The 1,840-nt window shown below is 40.4% G+C and carries 1 protein-coding gene; it reads right to left on the reverse strand.

All coding sequences use genetic code 11. The features are described 5' to 3' along the window. Nucleotides 1-1,712 (reverse strand): recombinase family protein (locus tag ACTNB3_RS17730; protein WP_441027276.1); only part of this gene is annotated, 1,712 nt, incomplete at its 3' end. Nucleotides 1,713-1,840: the final 128 nt, after the last annotated feature.

Raw genomic sequence — 1,840 nt, forward strand, 5'->3', positions numbered from 1 at the left:
ATTCCAAGCGCTGTTATGTGTTCTGCAAGATATTTCGCAGATGTAAAATTCCGTTTTTCCTCAGCAATCAGCTTCATGACAACAGCAATGATCGTATTCTCACGACGGTTCAGCTCGATAGCAGGACTGTAATCGATCAGATTGGATAATCCGTATTTTAACGTAATCTCCGGAAGGCCCCTTTCATCTACCTCAATACGTTCAATGAGCAGTTCAATATCCCTTCGGTCAAGATTTCCTCCTGCGATGATTTTATCAACAACATCCAGAGCATTTTTAAGTTTATCCTTTACATCCGGAGTATCTAAGACTGTATCGTCCAGTTCTTTTAATTTCTTTTCAAATCCACGTATTTGTGATAATAAATCATCTTGCAAGGAATCGTAAGTTTCTTTAATCAGATCTTCATTTCCGGCAGAGATTGCCATATCTTTTACTTTTTGAGTAAGAAGCACTTTGAGCTGATTTTTTCGTTCGTTGATGTCTGCTTGAAGATCCAGTTTCTTTTCTTCTATTGTTTTCTTCTCTGATTCAAAATCCTTCAAGTCATAGCTGGCGATTACTTCACATAAGGCATTCCGACACAGCTTGATATAGGCTAAAACATCCTCCATCAGATCCGCTTCTTCAATCAAATGAGCTTTCGAACAATAGCGTCTTCCCTTTGTGTTGTAGGTAGTGCAGATATAATATTTTCGCTCTCTGGCAGAAGTCTGGCGTTTGATCGGAGTCAGGCGGCACCCGCAGTCTTTGCAAAAAAGACAACTTCCAAATGGATTTGGAATCTCAGATCCAATCCACTCACCACGGCTGCCGCGGTAATTTGTTCTGTTACGTTTTTCTTTTAATTCCTGTACGAGTGAAAATGTTGCCCGATCAATGATTGCCGGATGATGATTTTTAAAGATGCATTGCTCCTCTTTGGGAACTCGTTTATCTTTCCCGTGCACGGTATTTCTTGCACGCTTCCTTAGACGAAATGTGCCCATGTAAAAATCATTATCCAGAATTTCTTTTACCATTCCATCTGTCCAAGTTGAAACAACTTTACGTTTCGATAACCGCCCTTCTTCAAGCTCCCGTTCCCGCTGTACCATAGACGGAGTGGGGATTCCCTGATCGGTCAAATAGTTCGCAATTTTGCGGTATCCGGATCCGGAAATATAAAGATCGTAAATCTGTCTGATTTCTGATGCTTCTTTTGGAACAATTTCCAGTATTGTTTTGTCATTTGGATTACGTCTGTAGCCGAAGGGTGGTCGAGTCATCAAAGTGCCTTCTTTCTGTCTGGCACCGATGGCGCGTTTAATCTTTTTACTGGTATCCTTTACATAACGTTCATTGAACCATGTCTTTATACCGATGGTATCGTCATTAGAGTCCATGGAATCGTAATTATCATCGATAACGATCAAATGCTTTCCACGTTCCTGAAATTCGTCCAGAAGCAAAAGAACCTTTGCATTATGGCGGCCTAAACGTGAAAAATCTTTGACATATACAGTATCAATTTCTTTATCCAGATCCGCCATCATTTGCTGAAAGCCCGGTCTGTCAAAGATGTAGCCAGAAACCCCGTCGTCTTCATACCACCGATCAATGACAGTATCATGATCGGTAGCATATTGATTGATGATTAGTTTCTGATTTTCTATCGAGACGTAGTTTCTTTTGTCATCGTCTCTGGAGAGTCGAACATAGCCTGCGTTCATTGGTACACTTCCTTTCTGATGATTAGATATGGTTTTTGATTAGAGATTTTAATCCGTCATGGATATTTTTCTCGCTGCTTCCATCAAGAAATACAACCACTCGAAATCCCAAATTCAAAAACTGTACC

This window comes from Bariatricus sp. HCP28S3_D3, from assembly GCF_052065755.1.
Classification (GTDB): Bacteria; Bacillota; Clostridia; order Lachnospirales; family Lachnospiraceae; genus Allocoprococcus.